General features: G+C 43.4%; 20 protein-coding genes, 1 tRNA gene and 1 other RNA gene. 4 read left to right on the top strand and 18 right to left on the bottom strand.

The features are described from left to right. Positions 1 to 36: 36 nt before the first annotated feature. The 12 genes from ATB74_RS13370 to ATB74_RS13315 form a co-directional block, all read right to left on the bottom strand. Positions 37 to 465 (bottom strand): hypothetical protein, encoded by a 429-nt coding sequence (locus tag ATB74_RS13370; protein WP_061018865.1) that lies wholly within the window; start codon positions 463 to 465, stop codon positions 37 to 39. Continuing rightward, a complete protein-coding gene (locus ATB74_RS13365) occupies positions 449 to 1,564 on the bottom strand; it encodes a glycosyltransferase family 4 protein (RefSeq protein ID WP_061018863.1) in 1,116 nt (371 codons plus the stop codon). The genes ATB74_RS13370 and ATB74_RS13365 overlap by 17 nt, the downstream gene beginning before the upstream one ends. Next, entirely contained in the window at positions 1,561 to 2,772 is a 1,212-nt protein-coding gene (locus ATB74_RS13360; protein ID WP_061018861.1) for a glycosyltransferase family 4 protein, read from the bottom strand. The genes ATB74_RS13365 and ATB74_RS13360 overlap by 4 nt, the downstream gene beginning before the upstream one ends. Further along, entirely contained in the window at positions 2,769 to 3,767 is a 999-nt protein-coding gene (locus ATB74_RS13355; protein ID WP_060982939.1) for a glycosyltransferase, read from the bottom strand. The genes ATB74_RS13360 and ATB74_RS13355 overlap by 4 nt, the downstream gene beginning before the upstream one ends. Continuing rightward, positions 3,764 to 5,140 (bottom strand): hypothetical protein, encoded by a 1,377-nt coding sequence (locus ATB74_RS13350; RefSeq protein ID WP_060982940.1) that lies wholly within the window; start codon positions 5,138 to 5,140, stop codon positions 3,764 to 3,766. Before ATB74_RS13350 ends, ATB74_RS13355 begins: the two co-directional genes overlap by 4 nt. After that, a complete protein-coding gene (locus tag ATB74_RS13345; RefSeq protein WP_060982941.1) occupies positions 5,137 to 6,348 on the bottom strand; it encodes a lipopolysaccharide biosynthesis protein in 1,212 nt (403 codons plus the stop codon). Before ATB74_RS13345 ends, ATB74_RS13350 begins: the two co-directional genes overlap by 4 nt. Next, positions 6,348 to 8,567 carry an exopolysaccharide transport family protein gene (locus ATB74_RS13340; protein WP_060982942.1) on the bottom strand — a complete coding sequence of 740 codons (2,220 nt, stop codon included), beginning with the start codon at positions 8,565 to 8,567 and terminating at the stop codon, positions 6,348 to 6,350. The genes ATB74_RS13345 and ATB74_RS13340 overlap by 1 nt, the downstream gene beginning before the upstream one ends. A 13-nt stretch (positions 8,568 to 8,580) precedes the next feature. Continuing rightward, entirely contained in the window at positions 8,581 to 9,183 is a 603-nt protein-coding gene (locus tag ATB74_RS13335) for a polysaccharide biosynthesis/export family protein (RefSeq protein ID WP_061019001.1), read from the bottom strand. Positions 9,184 to 9,194: 11 nt separating this feature from the next. Beyond that, positions 9,195 to 10,499, bottom strand: coding sequence for an outer membrane beta-barrel protein (locus ATB74_RS13330; RefSeq protein ID WP_081090113.1), 1,305 nt, complete (start codon positions 10,497 to 10,499; stop codon positions 9,195 to 9,197). Then, positions 10,483 to 11,898, bottom strand: a complete 1,416-nt coding sequence (locus ATB74_RS13325) for an undecaprenyl-phosphate glucose phosphotransferase (protein WP_061018858.1) — start codon at positions 11,896 to 11,898, stop codon at positions 10,483 to 10,485. Before ATB74_RS13325 ends, ATB74_RS13330 begins: the two co-directional genes overlap by 17 nt. A gap of 506 nt (positions 11,899 to 12,404) precedes the next feature. Beyond that, positions 12,405 to 12,501: signal recognition particle sRNA small type (gene ffs / locus ATB74_RS13320), an RNA gene on the bottom strand. Positions 12,502 to 12,697: 196 nt separating this feature from the next. Continuing rightward, the gene (locus ATB74_RS13315; protein ID WP_048664232.1) at positions 12,698 to 13,441 is read right to left on the bottom strand and encodes a hypothetical protein; all 744 of its coding nucleotides are present in this window, start codon (positions 13,439 to 13,441) and stop codon (positions 12,698 to 12,700) included. A gap of 227 nt (positions 13,442 to 13,668) precedes the next feature. Here ATB74_RS13315 and ATB74_RS13310 point away from each other — a divergent pair, with 227 nt between their 5' ends. Beyond that, the gene (locus tag ATB74_RS13310) at positions 13,669 to 13,971 is read left to right on the top strand and encodes an MGMT family protein (protein ID WP_060982945.1); all 303 of its coding nucleotides are present in this window, start codon (positions 13,669 to 13,671) and stop codon (positions 13,969 to 13,971) included. 75 nt (positions 13,972 to 14,046) lie between these two features. Here the strand turns inward: ATB74_RS13310 and ATB74_RS13305 are convergent, their stop codons facing one another. Continuing rightward, positions 14,047 to 14,487, bottom strand: a complete 441-nt coding sequence (locus tag ATB74_RS13305; RefSeq protein WP_029222253.1) for a YbaY family lipoprotein — start codon at positions 14,485 to 14,487, stop codon at positions 14,047 to 14,049. Between the two features lie 168 nt (positions 14,488 to 14,655). Between ATB74_RS13305 and tesB the strand changes: the two genes are divergently transcribed. Then, complete coding sequence (gene tesB, locus ATB74_RS13300; RefSeq protein WP_048664245.1) at positions 14,656 to 15,516, top strand: acyl-CoA thioesterase II; 861 nt, start codon at positions 14,656 to 14,658, stop codon at positions 15,514 to 15,516. A gap of 118 nt (positions 15,517 to 15,634) precedes the next feature. On the opposite strand, the gene ATB74_RS13295 is transcribed toward tesB, so the two are convergent. Both ATB74_RS13295 and ATB74_RS13290 read right to left on the bottom strand, forming a co-directional pair. Next, positions 15,635 to 16,300, bottom strand: a complete 666-nt coding sequence (locus ATB74_RS13295; RefSeq protein ID WP_061018855.1) for a hypothetical protein — start codon at positions 16,298 to 16,300, stop codon at positions 15,635 to 15,637. Between the two features lie 71 nt (positions 16,301 to 16,371). Then, the gene (locus tag ATB74_RS13290) at positions 16,372 to 16,827 is read right to left on the bottom strand and encodes an Lrp/AsnC family transcriptional regulator (RefSeq protein ID WP_061018853.1); all 456 of its coding nucleotides are present in this window, start codon (positions 16,825 to 16,827) and stop codon (positions 16,372 to 16,374) included. A gap of 147 nt (positions 16,828 to 16,974) precedes the next feature. On the opposite strand from ATB74_RS13290, the gene ATB74_RS13285 reads away from it, so the two are divergent. Next, entirely contained in the window at positions 16,975 to 18,042 is a 1,068-nt protein-coding gene (locus ATB74_RS13285) for a PLP-dependent cysteine synthase family protein (protein WP_017064069.1), read from the top strand. An 84-nt stretch (positions 18,043 to 18,126) separates the two neighbouring features. On the opposite strand, the gene ATB74_RS13280 is transcribed toward ATB74_RS13285, so the two are convergent. From ATB74_RS13280 to ATB74_RS13270, 3 genes are all read right to left on the bottom strand, one after another. Beyond that, positions 18,127 to 18,447: a DUF1244 domain-containing protein gene (locus tag ATB74_RS13280; protein ID WP_004736423.1), complete on the bottom strand. Its 321-nt coding sequence runs from the start codon at positions 18,445 to 18,447 to the stop codon at positions 18,127 to 18,129. A 158-nt stretch (positions 18,448 to 18,605) separates the two neighbouring features. Beyond that, positions 18,606 to 21,719, bottom strand: a complete 3,114-nt coding sequence (vexH, locus tag ATB74_RS13275; RefSeq protein WP_061018851.1) for a vibriobactin export RND transporter permease subunit VexH — start codon at positions 21,717 to 21,719, stop codon at positions 18,606 to 18,608. Continuing rightward, the gene (locus ATB74_RS13270) at positions 21,719 to 22,795 is read right to left on the bottom strand and encodes an efflux RND transporter periplasmic adaptor subunit (RefSeq protein WP_061018850.1); all 1,077 of its coding nucleotides are present in this window, start codon (positions 22,793 to 22,795) and stop codon (positions 21,719 to 21,721) included. The genes vexH and ATB74_RS13270 overlap by 1 nt, the downstream gene beginning before the upstream one ends. 390 nt (positions 22,796 to 23,185) lie before the next feature. Between ATB74_RS13270 and ATB74_RS13265 the strand changes: the two genes are divergently transcribed. Continuing rightward, positions 23,186 to 23,270, top strand: a tRNA-Tyr gene (locus ATB74_RS13265). Positions 23,271 to 23,423: the final 153 nt, after the last annotated feature.

Here is a 23,423-nt window from a genome sequence, read left to right as displayed (position 1 = left end):
GTTTATTTCCTATCATTTATCACGCCACTTCAACTCTTACAGTGATTGAAACCAATCCCATATTCCCAATGAAAAGCTCTCGAACAAGTCAATACCTAGAGCAGACTTTAACAAATACAAGGCCAGCAGAGCGAGCATCGCACCGGCAAGGACGAAAGTGGTGAGTAATACCGTTGTAGCATAAACTATCCATTTAGACTCACCTTGACGATCTGAAGTACGACGATCACGCCCACTCAACAGCACTACATAGTAGCGCTTGCCAAACCAAGGAAAGCTTTTACGGATATCAACGGAGTGTTTTGCGACTAAGCCAACTTGATTAACTGCTTTTTCAATGGCTTGCCTTTGTTCTTCACTCAAGCTTTGTTGCGTTTCTTGCTGTAAAACTCGGTAAAATTGAGTCACTGCCCGGCTCTTATCAAGCTCATCCGTGTCATTATTTTTATTAAGACGATTCGTCACGCTTGCTTCCCAACATTTTATTGTAAACACCCACCGTTTGATCAGCGATTTTATGCCAATCATATCGTTCTAAAAAGTGTTGATAGTCTTGTAGCGGAACCACACACCTTTTCTGTATTGCCAGAGATAATTCATCTATATCTTTAACTGGGAAATAGCCATCTGGTTCAAGTCCAACCGCACTGTTTGGCGCGATATCGCTAACCACCACGGGTAAGGAATATGACATCGCTTCTAGCAGTGCAATAGGCAGCCCTTCATGATAAGAAGGCATTACGAATAACTTAGCTTGAGAAAATACAACTTGTAGTTCCTCTCCTTTAAGAAAACCGGTCAGTATCACGCCAGGAGTGTCATTCGCGGCTTGTTTTAATGAGTGACTGTATTCACTTTCATGATCAGAGTCTCCGATCAGTACAAGCGGCATATCAAGCTTGGATTTTGCGTAGGCTTGGAGAAGATCATGGAAGCCTTTTTCTTCAACAAAACGTCCTACCGCGACAATATATCCTCGCGCAGTTAACTGGTAGCGCTCTAATATAGATGATACGACATCCACAGGCAGAGGCTTAGCCGGGTTAACTCCATTATAAATAAGATGTGCATCATCTCTTTGATAAGATTGCTTAATAAGGTCATTAATCACCTCTGATATGACAATGACTTCATTGGCATATTTAACGGCAAAACGCTCACCAAGCTTCAAAACAATCTTTGCTAACCTCCCCCATTTCTCACGCTGATAATCTGGACCATGATGGGTGAATACCACTTTCTTTCCAATCAAACGTAACAGTGGCACGACTAACCCTGGGCCGATCGCATGAACATGCACCACATCCGAGCCATCCGTTAAGGTAGAAAATGCCGCAATAGTCGAGTGAACAATAGCTTCTAATGATGTTTTTTTAGGTGCCCACAATGCTTTGGTCTCGACCCCTTTATAACTCCTCGTTTTATAAGCGACATAAGGAGAACGAGCGATAACTTCCACCTCAAACCCTTGCTTAACGATAAGAGGGTAAAGGTGCTGACAGTGAGTTTCGACTCCTCCCAATACATCAGGAATGCCACGCGTCCCTAGTACGGTTACTTTCATGATTGCTCACCCAATAAATTTTGATACAAATCGACCAACTGCTGATGATGTGCTCTCAATGAATAGCGCGACTCTAAGCGTTGTCTTGCTTGTTCACCATAGTACTTTGTAAGCTCTGGCCTTATCGCAAACTCATCCATCACATTGGCAAGATCATGGGCATTACCCGCTTCAAATAAACGCCCCTCTTTTCCATCTCGAACTTGCTCAGGGATACCTCCAATATTTGCGCCGATAATAGGCTTCCCGTACGACATAGCTTCAAGCACTGACATAGAACAGTTTTCATAGCATTCGGAAGGGACAATAACTGCACTCGCTTGTTTTATGAGTAAATGCAAAGCCTGACCTGTTTTAAAACCTAGCCACTCGACCTTACTCTGTTTCCCTGATAGGGAGTCTGCAAGTGGTCCTGTACCGGCTATTTTTAATGGTATCGATTGGTTAGACAACTCGTAAGCCGCTACCATTGTCGCCACGCCTTTTTCCTGACTCAACCGCCCTAAATATAAAAAATATCGATGATCTGCCACATCTTGCTGATCAACGTTCTCGTCAATGCCATTCACTATGACCTCAATTCTATTATTAGGGAGCTTACGACGAATGATATTAGCTAAAAACTGACTAGGTGAAACTATCACATCCAGTGATTGATAGTTCTGAGCGAGCGATTGATACAACGCCTCCACAACAAGCAAGCCACTTTTAAACCATGATCCTTGTTGGCAACGATATCTTAAAGCGTTGAAAACACTTCCTTGCAAACACGCTTCACAGGTGTGTCCATCACGATACATGGTATAACTAGGACAGGCTATTTTAGTATCATGAGCGGTGAGCACCGTTTTACATCCGGCGTGCTTAGCAACCTTGATAATTGAGGGAGTTAGCTGGTGATAAATGTTGTGAAAGTGAACGATATCGGGTTGCTCAGTAGTAATCAACTCAGAAAGCTTTTCACACGCTTCTGCGTTATGTACAAACCGCATTGCCGTTTTCAACGCGCTGAGTAAAGTAGCATTGGCGTGATAATCCACATTATCGACGAAACTAGCACTGTAATCAGATACCAAGTTGTCATTGTGAGCCATTGAAAAGTCGATAACCGAAAACCCTCGATCCATCAACATTTCTCTTTCTTGAAAAAAGACCGTTTCAGCGCCCCCCTTTAAGAAAAAAAACTTATTCACCACCAATACTTTCATGACACATCTCGCTCTAACACTTTATGTGGCGGTGGTTGATTTGGGTCTTTAATGGGCAACAACAAACCATTTATCAATCCGGCTGAGAATACGGTCAAATTAATAATGCTCTGCGCACCGTCCTTTATTGAGCGGTTTTTAAACGCTTTCGCAGCAAAGAAAAGCATCAATGGCAACAGGCTAATGGTCAACAACGAAACATTACCCACCAGCAAGGCCAAAATTAACCAAGCAAGATAGCAAGCAAAGATCAGCTCGTTACGCACCACACTCACAGCTTTTCGAAAGTACGCTTTACCAAACGCGCTCTTTAGCAATTCGCCTGACGCAAACAAATAACCACGATTCCATCGGTAGCGCAGTAACGTCAACGTCGGCATATCATAAGAAGTATGATGAAAAAACGGGGTATCCAAGCGACGCAATTTGTAACCAGCATATTGGAGCCTCATACCAAGCTCAGCTTCTTCATAGGCATGCAATGTGCGATGTGTAAGATAACCGATATCATTGACTGCACTCGCCCGGTACAGCCCCCCCCCGGCTAAATGACTACAATCACCAATAGGGTATATTTTGTGATGCCTTTGTTGACGAGATTTAAATTCGTAGCTATTCGCTTCATCCATTTCAACCGTCCCCGCCACCGCGGCGTAAGTCGACTCTTTTTCCAGAAATGCTATCGCCGCATCAATGAATCCGTCTTGTAAACGCATATCACCATCCAATAACAGTAGATAGTCACCAGTGCTGTATAAATAGCCAAGTTGATGGCCTACGCCGCAGCAACGATCATTAGCGTTGATTAACGTCACGACTTTAGCGCCATTCTCTAACGCAATTTTTTGCGTATCATCATCAGATAAGCTATCGGCTACAATGACATCATATTGATAATTCTTGAGCTGACTTTGAACGCTTTTAATCGTCGCAGCAATACCACCTTGTTCATTGAGTGTTTTTATAATCACGGTGATTCTAGGTAAAAAACTCATAACCTTGCCCCCGATTGAATAACAGTCTTGCGTATGATTAGACTTCCGCCAAGTGAAAAATAGAAAAGGAACTGCAACATAGGCACCAACATTAAAATTTGGCTGTAAGGTAAGCTTAATAAACCTGCAAAACTAAATGCAATAAACGCAGGTTGCCAAGAGAGCAATTGAATGTCTTGCATCGATAACTGCTCACGTTTTAGCGCTTCCTTAGGCATCGACACCTTTAACGCCAATAAAATTGGACATAAAAATAGGACTAATCCAACGACGCCAAATTCCCACAACATCATGCTTAGTGACGTAGAATCTAGAAGGACATTAAATATTTGATTTAAGAAACCTGGAGCTACCGAACTACCGTGGTTGGTTGCATTTAACCCATAACCAAACCACACGTTAGACCATCCATAAAGCTGACTATTATCCAACCAGAAAAATAGCGTGGTCATCCGCCCTAATTCTCCCGTTGGTAAGATGTAATTTGAGTCATATATATACTCTAAAGAATCCCAAAACACCTTTAAAGCACTGTGGTCAGGGTCGGTATCAAAAGCGGTTGCGTAAGAGGCAGCAAGGACAACTATTGCCAATAAAACTAACAACCCCATGGTACAAACCATAAGAAACACTTTCTTAATATCCTTTTGCCTAACGCCGTAAACATAACTAGGGCACAGCCAAACAAAAATTAAAAGTATAGGAGCAAGCAAAATGACGAACTTAACTTCACCAAGAATGCACAAAATAAACGCGGCAACAATATGCAGTATCATGTTAAGCCGACTAACTACACCATGCCTAAATTCAGACAATTTAAGGAGCATTACAAGTAAACAGAACAACCCTAATGCTGCCGTGTTCCCCCCGCCCATAGGGTCACCACCGAAAGTCCCTACCACAGAGTCCCACTTTTCAAATTCACCTTTCAAAGCGACACGTTGCGGGACAACAACTAAAATCTGATACAAGATAACTGGGAATTGTAGATAGAAAATCCAATATAGCATCTGCACCACGCGGTAAAGCTGCGACTCTCGGATAAACCCCAATAGTAAGCATAGAAAAATAAGCGACAATGCAAGTTCGTTCTTCCAACCTACAATGGTCACCGTCAGCCCATTTTGTAGAACTGTCGACACTAAGATCAACGTATAGGCACCCACCAACAACAATGTGAGTACTGTTTCTATATTATCTAACTTAACCGCTTCATAATTGGTTTGCATCAATAGCAACAAAACCATCGCAGAGGCAGCAACAAATGGTAGCCAAAGCACTGCGCCTACACCAGTTAGGTACTGTACTAACCCACAAGCAACTAACGTAACAAACGTGTATACCTGCAAAAACAGACCATTATTTATCTTCAAGTCGCCTCCATAGTTCGACGAAGTCGCACAGCCGTTTTATTCACTTTGAAATAAATAAACAGATACCGAATTGAAGACAGTACTGCGAAGGCAATAACCGAATATGCATAATCACTTATAAAAAATGGCAGCGCACCAAAAGCCAATACCACCACCATAAGTTGCTCCAGCTGAATGCGAAGGAAATACTTGGGAGATCCGAAAACCAGCTCAAGAACAGTCAAAGGGCACACCGCTAGCGCCATAAACAAATACGGTAGCATATAGCGAGACGTTGGCACTGAAGCGACCCATTCAGCGCCAAACCCTAATTGCATCACTATAGGGTAGAAAATGAAGACGCCAAGTACCGCCGCCATCCCCAACGCAAAGAGTAACCGGCGCACTTTGGAAAATTCAGCGTAATTGAACTGATTATGCCGAAAGTCGACGGACCAACTGGAAAAAATAGAGTTTCTTACAGCGTTACCAACAATCACAATAGGCGCTAAGCAAAATCGGCTGACTACGGCGTAATAGCCAGCCACGGTAGGGCTGAACCACACGTTAATCAGAATAACGGGTAAATTATTATTCACCATTGCCAAAACCTCAGCGCTCCCAACTTTGACAATATGATGTTTGTGTTTACGGAAGAACAATGACTGAGACGAAAGCGAGAATTGCTTCATGTTTATCACGTTCCTTGGTAGTGAGTAACCAATACATAGCAGCATGTACACTAACAACGATGCCCCCCAAGCCCAATAAAATGCACTCAAATCTTCGCTGACAGAAACAAGTAACAACACCAATATAGAAATCGATGTTCTTTGTAGGGCGAGGGACTTCATTTTTCCATCTCTAAGCAGTAAATTCTCAGAGATCAAAATCCATGCATGCGCCAACGTTAACATCAGAATTTGAAGTATGGGACGGTCAAAAAAACATGCTATACCAATAGAGTAAATGAACGACGCACAAACACTAAACAGCAAGCAAAACGATACGTTTTGCCCTAGTTCATTAGGTTGTTGTTTTGGCAGTAATAACTGTGATGCAAATGTACAAATTTGTGCGCCTATTAAGGCAATACTGTACGTTAACGCGTATGAGCCGACTTCCGACATCCCGTACCAATGCGAAATCAACCATATCGATCCTGCCCCAATCAACTGAGACAATATAGATGATGTTGCAATAGTGGAAATGCTTTTAAGCAAGCTCACTAAGAACCCTCAATATTGAGCAAATCCATACTACCTTGAGCAATAAAACGCAGAGATTCTTCACCTACAATCAGGTCATCACTCACTTGATTGAGAACTCCAAAAGCTGGCTGGTTCAACAACGGCGACAACTTATTCAGTTGATACTGTATTTCATTCGCCGTATGTTGCTCAGATTTGACCACGACAATCAGGCTATCCAAAAGGCGCAATAGGAGCTGTGCATCCTTACTATCATTCAGAGCTGGAAGCTTAATGATGACAGATTCAAAACGCTGACAAAGTGCCAACAATGCAGATTCACATTCTGGACGAGCAAAAAAAGTTAATGGTGATTCAGCCAAAGTACCAGGGGCGATATAAGACAATCCCTGCGATATTGGCATAATGACTTGCTCAATATCGAGTTGTAGTGCTTCTTGTAATGATGAAGATTTGTTTTCATCACCTATTTGTATCGAATTCAATTGGCTAAACACCAAATGACTAAACCCAGCCATTTCCTCCTGCTCGTTTAACTTAGCGGTACTGCAGTGACTGTCCGCAATAATATCTCTTGTAAATTCGCCTTCTCCACGATAATCCAAATCAAGCAGTAAGGTGGGTCTCACTTCACTGACCGCGGCAGCTAATAACAACGCAGTCGTCGTTGCCCCTTCTTGTCGGTATGACGATACGACACCAACGCATTGGCTGCTGGGGCGAGCTAAAGATAGTGCGGTATATGCGCCATTTCCGATCTCGTTTGCGTATTGATTGGAACGAATTTGCTTACCTAACGCCCATGCCGGCATCGGTTCACTAATGAATGTGGGCATATCCGTCAGTGGAATCAACCCAAGCTTTGTCTCTAACTGTGCGAGAGTTGTTATTGTTTGTTTAGTGGCAGCTCGAATAATGACAATCAGAGCGCTAATTATCATTGTCATTATACTTACCATCACGACTAACAATGGTTTATTAGGTTTCGCTGGGCGCTCACTGACCACCGCAGGGTCGTAAATTCGTGCGTCTTGCTCTCTATATGTTGTGTTAAGAGCATGCTCAGTTGTACGCAGATAAAGCTGTTCATATAACGATTGTTTTTGAGTAAGGTCGGCCATCAAAGCGTCATAATGCTCACGCTTATCTGCAAGTGTAAAAAAGTCCTTTTTATGCAAGGCTAATAGCGCTTTATAGTGGTTCTCTTTGATAAGTTCTGCTTGATATTTTTGCTGAAGCCCTAGTTTTAATTCATCAAGCAGCTGTACGGTTTGTTTATGAATAACCTCTATTTCAGCATTGGCTTCAAGAACTTTAATGTGTTTTGGTCCATATCGTCGATTAAGATCAGACAGTTTCCTTTTGGCTTGTATAAGCGCAATTCTAAGATCTTGTAGCTGGGGATGTGAAGAAAAATCAGGCAACGAGGTGAGACTCGCCGTGTCACCTTCCATGTATTTGTTCACTAATTCATAATTGGCTTGCGCGATCAGGCGCCGCTCCTTTGCATCCGCTAATTTATTGGTAACAATCCCGAGTTCTTCTGTTTCAAATCCATCAATACCGCGAAAAGTCAGTAAGCCTTCGCTTTGTAAAAACGCGTCTATTTCTTGTTTTTGCTGGCGAATTTGCTTTTTGAGCACGCCAAGCTGTTGCTGATTCCACAGCTTAGCTTGTTGGGTTTTCGCTATTTTTTGCTCTACCGTATAGTCAATAAAAGCTTGAGCTACCCCATTTGCTATCATTGAGGCTTGTGGTGCGTTCGCGGATTCATAAGACACATAAACTAATTGAGTTAAGCGTACTGAAGTAAATGTTAGATGCCGTTTCAACTCTTTAACAGCATGATCAATGCGTAACTCTCTAGACAATGTCCAATCGCCATTATCAGTTAGCATTGCCCCGTTAAATTGTTCATTTTGTTGCAACTCTAGCTCTTCAACGGCTTTGACCAATACCACTCTAGATTGCATAAGGTTAAATTGAGTTTCATAGTACTGTGAGCGAGCAGAGTCATAATCTTCTATCTGGTCAATCGGAGAGGCATTATCCGGTTGCGCCTTAATCAACACTGTCGCCGTCGAGACGTATTTAGCCGTCATCGACCAAATCACCGGCAGACTTAACCCTGTTACTACCACTGTAATGAGCAATAACTTAAGCCCATGACTTTTCAGCGCGCCCAGAAGCGGTGCAAAGTTGACGTTACTTTCTAAAGGTTTACCACGTTCTACCATTAATTTTATCACCTTAGAAAAAGCTCTTCTCAACAATAACAACATCGCCAGGATAGACTGAGTGTGTCATGTCGACTTTCTTTATCAATTCTTTTTGCCCTGATGGGCGAATGTTAATGTCACTTCTATCGGCTCTATCGGTGAAACCACCTGCCATAGCAATCGCTTGTTCAACCGTAAGTTGTGGTTCATATTCATAACCATTTGGACTTTCAACTTCTCCAAGAAGGTAAAATTTCCGGAATTCTTCCATAGTGACGGTTACCATTGGCGAGCGAATAAAACCAGCTTTCAAACGAGTTTCAATGTCGTGCTCTATCGAATCTGTCGCTTGTCCCGAGAGCTGTACTCGACCTATATAGGGGAAATTAATATCACCACGCTTGCCTATCTTTAGCGACATCGACATTTCTTTTTCCCCATACACCCAGATTCGTATCGTGTCTCCTGGTCCCAAAAGGTACTCTCGGGTCTCACTGTTAGCCGACTGATGGCTATTTTCAAGAGTCTTGGAAGTAGTGCCTTTCACTTCTTTTTCAGGTGCTGTCGTGTTTGCGGATGCGGCAAAACTAATACAGCTCATCAACACACAGTAACCTAATAGCAGTAGCTTTATTTTTTTCATCTCTAGATCTGTACCTTTAGTGTCAATCCAATTGTGTTTTTGTCATAGCCAAGTTGACGACTCACCGGGGATTGGGAGTTATCTCCGATGAAAAACACCACTTCATCCTCGTTCGAACGTTTACGAGCGAACTGATAGTTCAACTCAAGTCTAATTGAAGGCCGAAAATCATATCCTAACGAGACTGACGCAACGTCTAGATCATCCTTTCTATCATTCTGTTCTACCCGATAGTCATCGACTTCTCTTCCATAATCAACCGTAGTACTTAACCGCTCGACCCACCAATGATGTTTCCACGATATACCGACCTTAGTGTTAAGAATATAACCACCTTCTTCCGTTGGGTCTTTGACTCTGCGCCAACCATATAAAGACCACTTCGAATGCTTGAGTGGTTGCCAGTTAATATTAGCGTCCCAATTTAAACCACTGAACGATTGTGCCTCACTGTTATTCGGAAAACGCTTGTACAACCATGCTAAATCAGTCTCTATTATCAGTTTTCCCGTTCGTTGGGACTTCAAACCGACGAGCGCATAATGTTCGCTCGAATCCTTAGCCGAATTTGCTTCATAGCTTCTTAGATTACTAATTAGACTGTATCGAAAGCGAGTCCGCGATGAATACTGGTCGAACAATTCAGCAGTTATAGTATTTTCTTTCCATTCCTGCTCTTTTATATAATGGTAGAAGTCACTGGATGCGCTTTGTATTTCGTCCAACTCATCAAACGTTATATCTTTAACCTGCCAAGCAAAATCTAATTTCCCCCGCCCCTCAGGCGCTCCATAGCTATATCGTATCTCACTATTTAGGAACCGGTTTTGTAACGGTGTATTCACCCCAAAAGATGCAAACTGAGTAGGATTGAAACCTTCCGTTAGCTCTGTACCCCTTTCCTCATGCCCCCAATCTTGCTGGATAAACCAATCAAGACCGTGCTTAAGCCCAAACCTCAACGAAGATTGAAACATTAAAAAATGGTCGGTGTAATCATCATCACTTGCACCGTCATAGCGCGAATAATCACCAGAGTAAACCAGCACATATCGGTCCTCTCCGCGCTCGCCTACTGCACGCAAATACGGTGTTAATTTGGTATAAGTTGAGTCTATCTCATTCACCGATTCAACTTGGTACGTCACATTGGAATCCTGACCATACTCAACGCCAACCTGTGACTGAACATCAATACCCGCGACTGAGATATGCGACTTGGGAGTAAGCTCGGCATGACAAACTTGGCTAACCAAACCAAGAGAAAACACAACATTGATACTTACTAGGCTAGTACGCCTTTTCACTAACAAACCCTTTGAAAACTGTTAGAAACACTATTTTAATGTCCAACCAAAGCGACCAATTCTGTAAATAAACGATGTCATACTGAACCCGCTTACTCATTTTATCGACGGTTTCGGTCTCTCCACGATAACCATTAATTTGCGCCCAACCTGTTATACCGGGCTTTATTTTATGCCTAATCATGTAGTTAGATACGATCTTCCGGTACTGCTCATTATGCGCAACCGCATGAGGTCTTGGCCCTACGATAGACATTGAACCTTGTAACACATTAAAAAATTGAGGAAGCTCATCTAAAGATGTTCGGCGAATAAACGCACCAAACTTTGTCACTCTTGGGTCTGAATGCGTTGCTTGTTTAAAATCGTCCCCATTCTCCATCACATTCATAGAGCGAAATTTCCATACCTTTATCTTTTTTCCACCCAAACCATAACGATCTTGTTTAAACAAGATGGGACCTTTAGAACTGAGTTTGACTCCGATTGCCACAGCACAAAGAACAGGCGTAATAAGTAACAAAATGAGGCTAGCTAAGACAATATCTTCGATACGCTTAGTCACCCCGCCCATGCCATCAAAGGGAGTACCGAAAATACTTAACGTTTGTACATGACCAATTGACTTAAATTGTGACGCAGAAAGGTTATAGCTGTATAAATCAGGAACCATAAAAGTATCAACGGTTGTATCAGATAAAAGAGTTAAACAGTCAATTATTCGCTCTTTCGCAACCATAGGTAACGCTATATAAACTTCATCAATCTCGTTGTTTTGTGCCTTTTCAATCAGCACTTCCACTCTTCCTACATAGCGAGACTTGATCATGTACCCAAATCGCTCTTCCTTTCGATCATCATACAGCTCAATCTCGATATCCTGACTCCTATAAAAAGTCAGCAATTGTTTTTCCACAGCGAGCGCCGCTGGTGACAATCCGACAATCGCGATTCTCTTTACCTTTTTGTACTTTTTAAAGCAGTGTCGGTAGATAGTAAAGGCAACTACTCGAATTAAAATGGTCGATAATATAGCGCTGGCGAACCAAATATAATACAAGCCATTACGAAAGTGACTTATTTGACTTCCCACCAAATCCGCCACGTTATATTTAACGATTTCCATCGCAATCAAGGTGAGGAAGGCTGTCGCCATAATACGAAGGATAGAAGAGGCAAGGCGTCGGCGAATATGAGGTCGGTATAAGTGGCAATACTCACCAAACAACAAAAAGAATGTCGCGACAAAGAAAGCCCCTGCAACATCGATAGCAGTCTCATCAACAAATGCCGTATTTACAATAATTGCTAAAGAAAGGTTTATTAGCAAAAAATCTGTAGCTTTAAATAATGGAGCATAACCGTCTTCTGCAATTTTCAGGGCTTGTTTTATATTCATACGCGAAAATACACCTCGAGACATATAGTTAACTGTATTCAATTGATATTAGCCAATTTTTGTCCATTTTTTATTCTGTGGGTACAGAAAGCTATAAGTTACCCGTTAGGAGAGAGTAGGAACGTGTTTGGTAGTCAATTTTACGATCGGCTTATCAATCAACTCGCTGCTATCATATCCCCCATTTTTGAAGGGCACACTACACACATTAAAAATTTTACAAAATACTTTCAATGGATTGATAGCATTGTTCGATACATCAGGAACGAGTAAACCAATGTGTAAAGTCTTTTTCCGGAGACGATCGAAGTGTGGAGGACAGTGAGAAAGGAGTGAAAGTGAAACGATCATTTTCTTTAGGCTTGAGCGATGGATAATTTGATACCGTTTTTTAGTACCCAGTAAAACATTGCGTTTTAGCTTACTTTTAACGTATATAAATCGATGATTTTAAAAGATTCAGATAGCAAAAAGCCGCTCATAAAGAGCGGCTTTTTTAAGGGGTGGGAACCCAGCCACATCCCGGCACACAAGTCACTCGCTGCGGCTGCTCCCTTCCAGGCCTGACCGAGTTCACGAGCTATTGTTGCGGGAGGACCAGGCCCCCATAGATTCGTTTTCTAAGAGGCTTGCCTCAAAGAGTGATTGGATTATTAAGCATCACAGCAACCATTGCAAGCCCTTCCACCCTATTTTTGAACAATTGCGGTCTAAGTGCTTATCCTTTATTCAAACCACTAGAAAATCGCAGGTAAATTCACCATTTACCTGCATTTGGAAGGTTTGGATTGCTGAAGTACTAGACATCGATGTCTTCGTTATCTTCTGTGCGAATGATGTAGTCTGTCATCCACGCGGTGCCTAATAGACACAACCACACCACAAAGACAGGGCTTGGTACTTCGATACTTGGAGTAATTACCAGAGCCGCAAAACCGACCGTTGGCAGTGTCCAACATAATAGTTTATTCCAGCGGAAGGTTTTCAAGCGCGTCAGCGTTTCCATCGATGCCATGATGCCCGTTATACACAAGGCCACCAAAGCAGCATAAGGTAAATCGGCTATCCATAATGGAAGTATTAAGCCTAATGACCACCAGCTGTGTCGGCTGGCTGGCTTAAGATGATTGGCTGCCCACCAAATTACGATGATAGATAAGGTCTGAAGTGTGGTAACCCACGGGACGCCTTCAAGCTTGCCTGCTGATTGCGTGACCATGATCCCGACCTGCAAAGTAGTCACAATCAAGCCGGAAATAATCACGACTGACAAACTACTGCGTCTTGAGAAGACCACCATCAATAGCGGAAATAGTACCCATGCACTGACAGACAGCGTAATGGGCTGCAAAGGAAGGGTTAGACCATAAGTGGTCATGGAAACAAGCAAAGCTAATCCTGCTATGCCCCCCTGTGGTAAAATCCATAAAGCAGGAATTACCATTGCAAGCACGGGGATGTCTCCCTCACTTAAACTGATTGCTCTCGCGCAAACAACCGCTAATAATGTGGTTATCAAGAACTGAAACGTTGAAAATACCATAGCCCTCTCCTTCTACCGATCCGTGGTACCATACCAATCGTAGTAATTAACTGGTCACCCTAGCTTGTTAAAAAACTCGATAACCTCGTTAGATTTTTTGATTGTAGAATAACTACTTATCAAAACTTCTTATCAAAAAGAGCGGCCTTGCTCTCAAGCTTTTTCCCTACGCTATTTTTGAACACTTACTTACTGTGATTGGTATTTATGAACTAGGAACATTTAGTATGGACCAATTTTTGAGCCAAATCTTTGCTGTGATTCACCAAATTCCATATGGAAAAGTAACAACTTATGGAGACATAGCACGTTTTTCAGGATTTCCGGGCTATGCGCGCCATGTTGGTAAAGCGCTGGGTAACCTACCAGAAGGTAGCAAACTGCCTTGGTATCGAGTGATAAACAGCAAGGGAGAGATCTCTTTAAAGGGGGATTCGTTCGACCGACAAAAGCAGCATTTGGTCAAAGAAGGGGTTGAAGTGAGTGATGCAGGAAAGATCAAACTCAGAATATACAAATGGCAGCCCTAGAGCTGCCACTAATTGCTAATTCAACTGACTAATTTAAGCCAATCAAGATGCCTTAACGTTGGCATCGACTTTGAATTAACGAACACCAACCAAACGTAGGTCTGCTTGCTGTGTATTTTCTACATCAGTAATTACCGACTTAATCGTGTCAGTAGTGAAACGCAGTTTTCCATCAACATGAATTGTCGCGCGCATGTTGTAACGGTGGTTAGCTTTAATCTTGTTGTTGTCGTAGCTCAGTTCGAATGCGAACGGTACTTGCTTACCGTCTGTGGTGAACTCTTGAGTTGCGATAACCGTCGATGGTGCGTCAGCCAGTGAGATATCTTCTAGCGTAACGGTAACTACTGCATTCTCTGGTAATGCAATTCTTTCACGGTAGCTTACTGTTCCTGAAATCACTTGAGTGTTCTCTGCAACCACTTCTTGAGAAGCGTTTGTTTCTGATGTTGCTTGGCAACCAACAAGTAGGCCAAACGATACTAAAGACGTAATAAGAATTAAAGCCTTTTTCATATTCAATTTCTCTCAATATGTTTGCCGGACTCGGCAAATCTCCTCAGCAATTATAAGAGAGCTTTCATATTCTGTCTCGAAACCCTATGATTTATTGACAGATATCTGACTAAGCTAAATGATTAACACCATAATCTGACACCTATTTTACCAAGAGGCATGCTGGCGATGAGTCAACCTTTAAAAGAATTACTCAATTTACTTCAGCTAGAGAAACTAGAAGAAGGTCTGTTCCGCGGGCAAAGTGAGAACTTAGGTCTGCCACAGGTATACGGCGGTCAAGTATTAGGGCAAGCGCTTTCTGCTGCTCGTTACACTGTTCAAGACGACCGCAGTGTGCATTCGTTCCACAGTTACTTTCTATTTCCCGGCGACCCTGAAAAACCCATTATTTACGATGTTGAGAACCTAAGAGATGGACGCAGCTTCAGCACCCGCCGTGTTAAAGCGATTCAGAATGGTCGCCCTATTTTCTATCTCACAGCTTCTTATCATGGCGATGCGCCAGGCTTTGAACACCAAATTGCTATGCCTGATATTCCTGGACCAGAGAACTTTGCATCTGAAACTGAATTAGCGAGCCACATTGCGGAATTCTTACCAGAGAAACTACGCAAAACCTTCTGTGGCGAAAAGCCGATTGAGATGCGCCCGGTGACGGTCGTGAATCCACTCAATCCCAAAAAGACGGAAGCAAAACAATATCTTTGGGTAAGAGCAAATGGCGCGATGCCGGACAATCAATTGATTCACCAATACCTGCTTGCTTACGCATCCGATTGGGGGTTCTTGGTTACGGCACTTCACCCCCACGAAGTCTCTATCATGACACCAAACTTCCAAGTGGCGACGATTGACCACTCCATCTGGTTCCACCGCCCATTCAAGATGGATGAATGGCTGCTTTACGCGATTGAAAGTCCAACGGCAGCTAACACTCGTGGCCTAGTGCGCGGCGAGATCTTTAACCAAAAAGGTGAACTAGTAGCGACGGCAGTACAAGAAGGTGTGATGCGTTTTACTAAGTAACGGATAAACACTTCTTACAAGCCCCAAATACGCACAAACAAAAAGAGGCTAGGTTTAATACCTAGCCTCTTTCTTTAATGACGCTTAAGAAAATCCGTCACGTAAAAATCAATAAAACCTACTCAACTTCTAACGTTGGCTCAAACTCGCCTTGTACGCGAGTTTTTATACCATCCCCCGCATCTCGCAACAAGTTAAATGGTGATAACACTACGCCTTTCACCGCCCCTTCTGCGGCTCCCTGAGCGAGCTCTTTACTCTTATCAGCTAACAAATTAGCTTGTGCCAAAATACCCGGAACTTCCGCTCGTAGCATTTCAGATTCAGTGACGATGACAGGAATAGTCTGCTCACGGTAAGACTTACTTTCCGCAAGCATTGGTGGCATTACGTCGACGCGATATCGTTTTAACTCAGTTAATGTTGGTGGAATAACATCTGTTCTTACCTGCTCAACTTCCGTTCGAACATTTTTGACTTCATCTAATATCGCAGGGATTTTGTTGTCGACCGACGCTACGGTTTGATTCACGTCATCGATCGTCTTTCTCACGTCTTCGACAGTATCTAAAACTCGAGGGGCTAGCTCGTCGACATGAGATGCAAACTCTAGCCACTCTTCAACTTTAAGACCTTTCGTCAATATCGATAAATCCTCGATAACCTGCGGATAAGTATCAACGATTTCACCGACTTTATTGGTAAAGGAGTAGATGGTGTAACCCAAGTAAAAAACGGCAACGGCCAGCACTAATTGGATAGCAGTAGAAACTTTTGCAAACATGAATAATCCTTTTCTTTATCGCAGAGGCAATATCTAAACTGAGAAATAGTTAGCTTAACGCTAGATTTAGCTTAAAGCGGCAATGCTGTCGTATACTTCAATGGCTCCATCGCAAATGTCGAGGTCACATTAGAGATACCATCAATACTATTCACCAAGCGCTTGTAGAAATCATCAAAGCACTTCATGTCTTTAACCTGAACCTTCATCATATAATCATATTCGCCGGCCATGCGATAGAACTCCATCACTTCTGGAAATTCCGACACGGTATTCACAAAACGACCATACCACTCATGAGAATGATCACAGGTTTTCACCAATACGAACGCGGTAAAGGAAAGATCCAATTTTTCCGGGTTCAGCAGTGCGACTCTTTTCTCAATAATGCCGTTCTCTTCAAGGCGCTTAAGCCTTTTCCAACAAGGCGTTGTGGTGAGGTTGACCGCTTCAGAAATATCGTTCAATGACAGCGTGCTGTCTTCTTGCAGTAACCCTAATATTTTTTTGTCTACGGCATCTATCACACTTTCACCAAATCGAATTTAAAGAGAATAATTTTCTACAATTTAAGCAAAACAAAGCAAATATGGCAAAGTTTTTCTCTCGAATTATAGATAAATTAGAACCATACCAATTACAAAGAATTCCTACACTCGATCAGGAGAACGCTTATGTGCACTGACCATCAATGGATTAACAACGCGATTCGTAAAATTGAAGCCGATTACCAACGCTCAGCGGATACGCACCTTATTAAGCTCGATCTACCAAGTATCGAAGGCATTGATGTTTACCTTAAAGATGAAAGCACACATCCTACAGGCTCTTTAAAGCACCGTTTAGCACGTTCTCTGTTTTTATACGCTATCTGTAACGGTTGGGTTGGCCCAGAAACAACGATCATTGAATCTTCATCAGGCAGCACGGCGGTATCTGAAGCGTACTTTGCTCGCCTACTTGGCCTGCCGTTTATTGCTGTAATGCCAAAGTGCACAGCGAAGAAGAAAATTGAGCAGATTGAATTCTACGGCGGCCAAGCGCATCTTGTTGACCGCTCAGATGAAATTTACGATGAGTCTCGTCGTTTAGCAGAAGAGCTGAATGGTCACTACATGGACCAATTTACTTACGCTGAGCGCGCAACTGACTGGCGTGGTAACAACAACATCGCAAACTCGATTTTCAATCAAATGCAGATGGAAGATCACCCAGTTCCAGCTTGGGTAGTAATGAGCCCAGGTACTGGCGGTACTTCAGCGACTATTGGCCGTTTCATTCGCTACCAACAGCATGAAACTAAGCTTTGTGTTGTCGATCCTGAGAACTCTGTATTCCACGAATACTTCCAAACAGGCAATGCGAACGTGAAAGGCAGTACGTTCAGCAAAATTGAAGGCATTGGTCGCCCACGAGCAGAGCCAAGCTTCATTCCTGGTGTGGTTGACGAAATGCGTAAAATCCCAGACGCAGCAAGCATCGCAACGACACATTGGTTATCTGACATTCTTGGCCGCAAGGTTGGCGCATCAACCGGTACTAACATGTACGGTGTGCTCCAGCTAGCCAGTGAAATGAAAGCGCGTGGCGAGAAAGGGTCTATCGTGACTTTACTATGTGATAGTGGTGAACGTTACCTAGACACTTACTTCAATGACGAGTGGGTAAACCTGAATATCGGTGACCTACAACCTTATGCAGCGAAGCTAGAAGCTTTCTCGCAAACAGGTGAACTGGCTTAAGTTCATATAAGCCGATAGTTCGAAGTAGAAAAGAGCCCTTTATGGGCTCTTTTTTTATATCTTTGATAACCAAATTGGCGAGTTCTATTCTGGTTTTTGCTTCGCTTCAAATGCCGCGAGCTGTTCAGGCGTCGCTTTTGGCTGATGGTTTTGTTTCCACTCATCGTAAGTCATGCCATATACGCGTTCACGAGCGTCATCGATATCCAAGTCCAAGCCTTGTTGCTCAGCTTCCGCTTTGTACCATTTGCTGAAACAGTTACGGCAGAAACCAGCCAAGATCATCAGATCGATGTTCTGAACATCTTTATTGTTATCTAGGTGTGCTAACAGGCGACGAAAGGTTGCTGCATCCAGCTTATCTTGTTCTTCTTGAGAAAGATCTTTGTATTTAAATTCAGCCACTTTACTTTCCTTTATTCGATTTATTGTATTAATTCGTTGAGCTCTGTTTGTTATACAAAAAAAGCCTGCAATTCGCTAGGAGCAAACGCAGGCTTTTCAATATTGTTACACTATTCCGTGCTCATTAACCATGCGAGTTCATTAACCATGCACATTCATTAACCGTGACTGGTTCTTCCCACGTTGTCATGGCTAAGCTCTTTATTAAGCTCCGCTTCCACGTGACCCGGAGAGCGTGTTGAGCCAGAAATCAGTCGATACATCGCAGGGATTACGAACAGAGTTACCAGTGTCGCGAAGCCCATACCGAAGAAGATAACCGTACCCACTGCCACTCGGCTTTCATAACCTGCGCCCGTTGAGGTAATCAATGGAATTGCACCAGCTAATGTCGTGAAAGCTGTCATCATGATTGGACGTAAGCGTCGAGCCGAAGCATCAATGATCGCCTTTTCAAACTCAATACCACGGTCACGAAGTTGGTTAGCAAACTCTACGATCAAGATACCGTTTTTGGTTACCATACCGATCAACATGATCATACCAATCTGGCTGTAAACGTTGAGTCCTTGACTCATCAGCACCAGACCTAAGAAGCCACCAAAGATACCCATAGGTACGGTGAACATCACCACCAGCGGGTTAATGAAGCTTTCAAACTGCGCGGCCAGTACCAAGTACGCGACCAACATCGCTAGCGCAAACACCACTAAGATACTCGATTGGTTCTCTTTGAAATCTTTTGACTCGCCAGAGTAGCTCACTGAAATATCACCCGGTAGCTGCTCAATCGCTTGTTCATCAAGAAAGTCGAGTGCATCACCCAGCGTGTAACCTTCAATTAGGTTCGCTTTAATGGTCACCGATTTCTGCTTGTTATAGTGCGACAAACGAATCGATGAAGCCACTTCTTCAATGTGCGTCAGCGTATCGAGTGTAACCAACTCACCAGACTGAGTTCGCATGTAGATTTGGCTTAAGTCGTTCGCGTTGTTAAAGCTGTTTTCGTCACCACGCAGGTAAACATCGTACTCTTCACCACGATCAACGAAGGTGGTTTCACTACGTCCGCCAAGCATGATTTCTAACGTATCTGAAATGTCTGAAACACTCACACCCAGCTCTGCTGCACGCTGCTTATCTACGGTTACCAATAGTTCTGGTGTTTTCTCAGAGTAATCGATGTCCGCACCTTCCATCATTGGAGAATCTTCAGCGGCTTGTTTTAAGATCTCTGCCCACTTCTGAAGCTCAGTGTAATCAGAACCACCCAGTACGAATTGAACAGGCTCACTTGAACCACCTTTGAAGCCCGGCATGAACGGGAATACGCGCACATCTGGAATACCATTCAAAGATTTACGAACTTCGTTCAACGCTTCTTGTGCTGTAACGTCACGCTCATCCCAATCTTCTAGGATCATGATGACGAAGCCCGTTTGGTCGCCCGCATTACCACCAAACGCTGGTGATTGAATACTGAATGACTTCAAGAAGCCTTGACCAAGCAGCGGCATTAGGCGTTCTTCAACGATGTCCATGTTGGCAGACATACGGTTATAACTGGTTGCATCAGCACCACGAACAAACGCAAAGATAACACCACGGTCTTCTTGTGGCGTCAGTTGTGACGGCACTTGCTGCATCAAACCATAGCTACCACCCATACACGCGATAATGATGATTGGAGCTGCCCAACGCCAGTTTAGAGCACGGCGCAATACCGCGCGGTATCCAGACTCAAGTTTACCAAATACACGCTCGACAAACAGGTTGAAACGATTTGGTTTAACGTTCGCTTTTAGGATTTTACTGCCTAGCACTGGCGTTAACGTTAATGCGACCAGAGACGAGAAGATCACCGACATCGCGAGCAATACAGAGAACTCGGTAAACAATAGGCCAACCATACCGTCCATGAACGAGATTGGTAGGAATACCATCACCAATACAAGTGTCGTTGCGATTACCGCGAAGCCAACCTCTCGTGTTCCTTTGTAAGCCGCGAGCAGGGGTGATTCACCACGTTCAATATGGTGGAAAATATTCTCAACTACCACGATCGCATCATCAACCACCAAACCAATCGACAGGATAAGTGCCATCAAAGTGATAAGGTTAATAGAGAAGCCAAAGTAGTACGCCGCAATAAACGACGAGATGAGAGATACAGGTACGGTTACCGCAGGAATAAGTGTCGCACGTGCTTGACCAATAAAGATGTAAAGCACAAGGATAACCAAGCCACCCGTGATAAAGAGCGTACTGTAAACCTCAGAGATCGAACGGTCGATAAAGACTGTTGAGTCATAGTCGACAGCCAAACGAGTACCATCTGGCAAGAACTTTTGAATTGCTTCGACTTCTTTATGGACTAAGTCAGCCACCTCAAGCGGGTTCGCATCTGACTGAGGTACAATACCCATACTTACGTTAACAATGCCATCACTCTTAAAGGTCGAGTTCTCATTTTCTGCGCCAATGTAAACATCCGCTACGTCTTTCAAGTAGATAGGTGTGTTATCAGAAGCACGTTTAACGACTAGGTATTCAAAGTCTTCCGCTTCAGTGTAAGAACGAGCGGTACGAACCGACATCACAATCGCATCGTTACGTACTTCACCACCGGGGCTTTCTATGTTCTCACTGTTTAGTGCAGAAGTGATATCCGAGGTAGTAACGCCACGACCCGCCATCTGCGCAGGTTTCAGCTTGACATACATGACTTTGTACAAGCCACCTGAGATATCCACCGAGCTCACGCCAGAAATCAAACTAAAGCGGTCAATCAACACACGTTCGGTGTAGTCGGTTAACTGCGTTCGGTCCATCTCTGTCGAGCTTAAGTTAATGTAGACCGATGCTTCACCACTACCATTGTTCTTATAAACAATGGGGTCGTCGGCTTCATCGGGCAATGAACGTTGCGCACGAGCTACAGCATCACGAACGTCACTAACACCGGTATTAAGGTCGTAACCAAGCTCAAAAGTAATCGTGATACGCGACATACCGTTACGTGTTGTGGATTCGATCTCATCGATACCACTGATGCCGGATAACTGGTCTTCAAGGATGGAGGTTATTTGGCTTTCAATGATGGTGGCGGACGCACCTTCATAGCGGGTACTGATCGATACTACCGGGCTTTCAATATCTGGCATCTCACGAACCGCGAGCTTGTTGAAAGAGACAATACCAAACACAACCAATAGTAGGCTCAATACGACAGCCGCTACTGGTCTCTTTACAGAAACATCAGATAACAACATTAGTTAGCGCCTTCTTGTACTTTTTTATCACTCGCTGCATCAACTGGGCGATTGACGGCAAGCTCTTGAACCAAGACACCGTCACGCATATTCACAATGCCTTGCACCACGATCTTCTGACCAATTTCGATGCCTTTGTCGATCACAACTTCGTTGTCGATACGAGCACCTAAGAAAACTTCGGTACGAGTCGCTTTGTTATCTTCACCGATAACATAAACGAAACGCTTCGTACCTGAATACTCAAGCGCTTGAACGGGAATGATTGGCGCTTCCACTGGTGGGAAGTCCATATCCGCTGCCACTAACATGCCTGGCTTTAGATAATCATTATTGTTATCAAAGTGGATTCGAACTCGAAGGTTCAAGGTTTCAGCGTTAATACGAGAATCAATACCTACCACTGTGCCAGTAAACTGAGTGTCGCCCCATGCGCTGGTGCGAGCCGTTACTTTCATACCTTTAGACAGTTTAGAAAGGTAGCGCTCCGGGATTTGCAGATCTAATTGCATTACCGATAGGTCATCTAGGGTCACGAGTTCAGTACCTGCTGTCACCATTTTACCGCGACTAAAGTCGATAAAACCAACAGTTCCCGAGAATGGCGCGCTGATGTGAAGATCTTTCAGATTGGCATTTGCAGCAGCTAAGCGAGCATTGGCGATCTCTACATTGGTTTTCTGAGCGTCAATTTCAGTTTGCGTGATCGCGTTACGTTTCACTAGGCGTTGAAATTCCGCTAGCTTACGTTGTTCGTCTTTTAGATAAGCTTGAGCCTCTGCAACCGCCGCTTTCGCTTTGTCATCGTCGAGTTGAACCAACATCTGCCCTTTAGTGACATCTTGATTAGCTTTAATGTTGATGGAATCCACTCTGCCAGCCACTTCAGAAGTGATCATTACCGATTGCTCGGCTTCTAACTTACCGACCAACGAAAGAGATTGGCTAACTTGGTGAATATCAACCTGCTCAGTAACAACAGTGACAGTGCTAGGGCCCATACGCTTAGCAAGTACGGCTGGAGACGCCGTAAGAATAGACAAGCTAAGCAGGGTTAAAACAGATTTATTTTTCATAATTATGGTCTGCAAGTTTAATTTTGAAATCTATAAATGAAATTAACCGTATTCTATCAACTGATGAATGCTGTAACGTCAAGAAGTGTAAATCTAGATTAAATTCCATTTACGTTTCATCATGTTTTAGACGCATTGAACACAATACAGAAAGCCAGTCACCTCAAGGTGTTACCTATCAGTACGTAAACCTTAGTACAGATGTTCACTTCACGAGCAATATGCGTCCTTTTCACCATCTTTGCCCAAAAAGGCAGCATTTAACACAAAACCATAAGAAAAACCCTTTACAGGTTTAGCGTGTTTGCTATGATGCGCTCCGCACTTAAGAGATGCGTTGGGAAAAACATCTCTTTAGCCTATCCATTATGAGTTAGGAAAAAACACCCTGGAGGGGTTCCCGAGTGGCCAAAGGGAGCAGACTGTAAATCTGCCGGCTCCGCCTTCGATGGTTCGAATCCGTCTCCCTCCACCATATTTCTTCTTACCTCTTTTGAGAGCTAAGAGAACAACCTGATTGATGGGCTTATGGGAAAACATCAATTTAGGCTTACTTTGTGAAAAGTAAGACACACCCTGGAGGGGTTCCCGAGTGGCCAAAGGGAGCAGACTGTAAATCTGCCGGCAC

Origin of the sequence: Vibrio splendidus, from assembly GCF_001557875.1 — a bacterium.
Lineage (GTDB): Bacteria > Pseudomonadota > Gammaproteobacteria > Enterobacterales > Vibrionaceae > Vibrio > Vibrio splendidus_F.
The sequence above is the reverse complement of the archived record's forward strand: the minus strand, read 5'-3'. Positions and strand labels throughout refer to the sequence as shown.